Annotated in this window: 2 protein-coding genes; both read left to right on the top strand. The window is 55.0% G+C overall.

Annotated elements, in window-relative coordinates:
- A partial coding sequence (locus RUMCAL_RS15525) for a PQ-loop repeat-containing protein (RefSeq protein ID WP_242823500.1) occupies positions 1 to 503 on the top strand: 503 nt, incomplete at its 5' end.
- A 526-nt stretch (positions 504 to 1,029) separates the two neighbouring features.
- The coding region (locus RUMCAL_RS14645) for a rhamnogalacturonan lyase family protein (protein WP_051343763.1) at positions 1,030 to 3,926 on the top strand (2,897 nt) is incomplete at its 3' end.

Here is a 3,926-nt window from a genome sequence, read left to right as displayed (position 1 = left end):
TCTGTCGCACAATCTTTGTGCGGTATTGCCCAAGAAAAATGGAGGACAACATCATGGGTGGAATTCTGGAAACGGCAATGCTGATCTGCTTCGGCTGTTCATGGCCGATCAATCTGGTGAAAAATTACAAGTGCCGCAGTGCCAAAGGCATGAGCCTGCCCTTTATTCTCCTGCTGATCGTCGGCTATGTGGCAGGCATCTGTGCCAAGTTCATCATCGGTGTCAACGTACACAACGCCTATGTGTTAGTCGTATACCTGCTGAATCTGGCAATGGTGACAGCGAACCTGTTCGTCTATTTCCGGAACCGCGGACTGGACCGCAAGGCAGAACTCTGCGTGGAACTGGACGCGGACGATCCGGCAATGGAGCTGGTAGCAGCTTCTGTTGCAGACAAGGTACAGCAGCGTTCTAAGAGCCGCGGTGCTGTCCTCCGCCCCAAGGCTGCCGGCAATGCCGGATTTATCGACTATATCCAGTGGGGCAAGACCTTTGAAGAATGACAATTCTCTCCCCTGAACGGCAGTGCTGCCTACCTCTTTCCGGCAGTGCTGTTCACAAAGCATGGATTCTGCAAAACGTGTGTGCTTATCTTCAGGCATCCTTGCAGAAACATGCTCCACATATAATCCCACAGAACAAGGACTGGGCTGTATTTTTTACAGCATGGTCCTTGTTCTGTTTTCCATGGAATCTGTTGTATTCTTTGTACATAAAATTGTATCATTTGTGCATTGACATCGTTATTTCGAACAGCTATAATAAAGGTATGCTGTAAAGGAAGCACCGAGCAAAGCTTGTGGTAAGATGCGTCGTCAGATTTTTCGGCAGATTGCATAGAAATTCCGCAGGCATACTTTCCGTATGGCAAGGGATTTCTGGGCAATATGACGAAAAATCTGCACGCAGATTGCGTGCAAAGCCGTCAGGCGGGCTTTATGCAGTGTTTCCTAAATCCTTTACAGCAGAGAATGTATAAAAAGACCTGCCGAACAGTCGGCAGGCAAATATCACACGAGGTGAATGTTTATGAAGAAACACAAACTCACGGCATGGCTCGCAGCTGCCGCAGCGGGGCTGTCCATGCTGGGCGGCACACTCCCGCAGGCAGCCGTGACTGCATCTGCCGCCGGCAACTGCCAGATGGAATATCTGGACCGCGGCATTTCCGCCATCAACACCGGTTCCGGCATGCTGGTCAGCTGGCGGTTTCTCGCCAACGATTCGGACAGTGCCGTGTTCCAGCTGTACCGGAACAACACGCTGATCTACACCAGCAACGCCAGAGAATCCACCTGTTATCTGGACGGCAGCGGCAAGAGCACCGACCAGTATCGGGTGGACACTGTGGAAAACGGCAAAGTGGTTTCCACTTCCAACTGTACCATGATCTCCAATCAGAATTACTTTCAGATCAATCTGGATCCGCCCACCGGCAGCGGCTGCACCTACTCCCCCAATGACTGTTCCGTCGGCGATGTGGACGGGGACGGCATGTACGAGATTTTCATGAAATGGGACCCGTCCAACTCCAAGGACAATTCCCAGAAAGGCAAGACGGGAAACGTCTTTATTGACTGCTACCGACTGGACGGCACGCGGCTGTGGCGGATTGACCTAGGCAAGAACATTCGTGCCGGTGCTCACTACACGCAGTTTTTCGTGGCAGACTTCGACTGTGACGGCAAGGCAGAAATGACCTGCAAAACTGCTGACGGCACTGTGGACGGCAAGGGCAAGGTCATCGGCGATGCCTCCAAGGATTACCGCAACTCCAACGGCTATGTGCTCTCCGGTCCGGAGTACTACACCCTGTTCGACGGCAGCACCGGTGCAGCACTGGACACCGTGAACTATGAACCGTCCCGCGGCACAGTTTCCAAGTGGGGCGACAGCTACGGCAACCGTGTCGACCGCTTCTGGGGCACTGTGGCATATCTGGACGGCAGCAAGCCCAGTGTTGTCACCGGACGAGGCTATTACACCCGCATGACAGCCACGGCGTATGACGTGGTCAACAAAAAACTGGTGAAACGCTGGGCGTTTGACACCGGAAACGACAAGAGCGTTGCCGGCTACGGCGACGGCAACCACAACAGCATGGCTGCCGATGTGGACGGCGACGGCAAGCAGGAGATCATCACCGGCTCCACCTGTATCGACGACAACGGCAAGGTGCTGTGGTGTCTGAACAAGGGACACGGCGATGCCATGCATCTGGGCGATCTTCTCCCCGACCGCAAGGGGCTGGAACTGTGGATCTGCCACGAAGACAAACCCTACGGCGTTTCGCTGGTAGACGCTTCCAACGGCAAGATCCTCTTCCACAAGGACGGTTCCGGCGACACTGGACGCTGCTGTGCAGACAATGTCTGGACAGGCAACAAGGGAGCAGAATTCTGGGGACTGGGGAACGATGTCTTTGACGGCAGCGGCAACACCCTCAGCTGCCGCAGACCGGCAGTCAACTTTTTGTCCTACTGGGACGGCGATCTGGAACGGGAGATTCTGGACGGCTACACCGACTCCCCTGCCACCATTTCCAAAATGGGAGCAAACGGCAAGCTGACCACCCTGCTCACCACAGACGGCTATTACACCTGCAACACCACCAAGGGAACGCCCTGCCTGTCCGCCGACATCTTCGGCGACTGGCGGGAAGAACTGATCGTCCGCGGAGCAGACAGCAAATCCATTCGCATTTACTGCACGCCCTACGACACGGACTACCGCATCACAACTCTGATGCATGATCCCCAGTATCGGGTACAGGTTTCGGCACAGCAAACTGCCTATAACCAGCCGCCCCATGCCAGCTTCTCCCTCGGCTCCGACCAGCCCCTGCCGGCACGTCCCAGCGTCACTGTGCTGGGACAGACTACTCCAACGCCCACACCTACGCCAAACCCTGAACCGGTAACGCCCACTGCGGCAGTTCTGCCGGAAGGCTCTGTATTCATGCTGAAAAATGTAAACAGCGGACTGTATCTGGAAGTTGCCAACGGCAGTGCAGAAGCCGGTGCCAATCTCCAGCAGTGGGGTGCGGACAGTGCCGCCGCCCACAACACATGGCGGGCGATTTCCGCCGGTGACGGTTACTATTATCTGTACAGTCAGGTAGGCGATCAGATCACCTACCTCATGGACATCTCCGGCGGCAAGGCAGACAACGGCACCAACGCTGCCCTTTGGACCAAGAGCAGCCGCGAACAGGCACAACAGTTCCTGTTCGCTCTGAACGAAGACGGCTCCTACACCATTTACACCAAGGCCTCTAATCTGAAAAGCTGCGTAGAGGTAGAAAATGCCAGCAAATCCAGCGGAGCAAATGTCCAGCAGTACGAGAGCAACGGCAACGCCTGCCAGCACTGGATTCTGGAAGAAACCACCGCTGCCGGTGTGAAGCTGGACACCAGTCAGGTATACCAGTTCCAGAACGCCAACAGTGCACTGTATCTGGAAGTCAAAGATGCCAGTGCAGAAGCCGGTGCCAATGTGCAGCAGTGGAGTGCCAACGGCAACAACTGCCAGAACTGGACACTGAAAGAATTTGGTGACGGCTACTATTATATCCTGTCCCGACTGGGCGACGGAAAGACCTATTATCTGGACGTTGCCGAGGGCAAGGGCGACGACGGCACCAACATTCAGATCTTCACCAACACCAAAACTTCCGCACAGCTGTTCAAGTTTATCCCCAATCCCGACGGCACCTATTATATTGTGACACGTGCTTCCAAGGATAAGGGAGCCTTAGGCGTTGCTGCCGCCTCCAAGGAACAGGGAGCAAACGTGCTCCAGTGGACCAAAAACGGCAGCATGGATCAGATGTGGAATATTACCGCTATCGGAGCCATTCCCACACCGGTGACCACTACGGAACCGCCGGTGGTGACTACCGAAGCACCCACAGAAACCACTACCGC

The sequence above is a fragment of the Ruminococcus callidus ATCC 27760 genome (genome assembly GCF_000468015.1).
In the GTDB taxonomy this organism is placed as follows: Bacteria; Bacillota; Clostridia; order Oscillospirales; family Ruminococcaceae; genus Ruminococcus_C; species Ruminococcus_C callidus.
The sequence above is the reverse complement of the archived record's forward strand: the minus strand, read 5'-3'. Positions and strand labels throughout refer to the sequence as shown.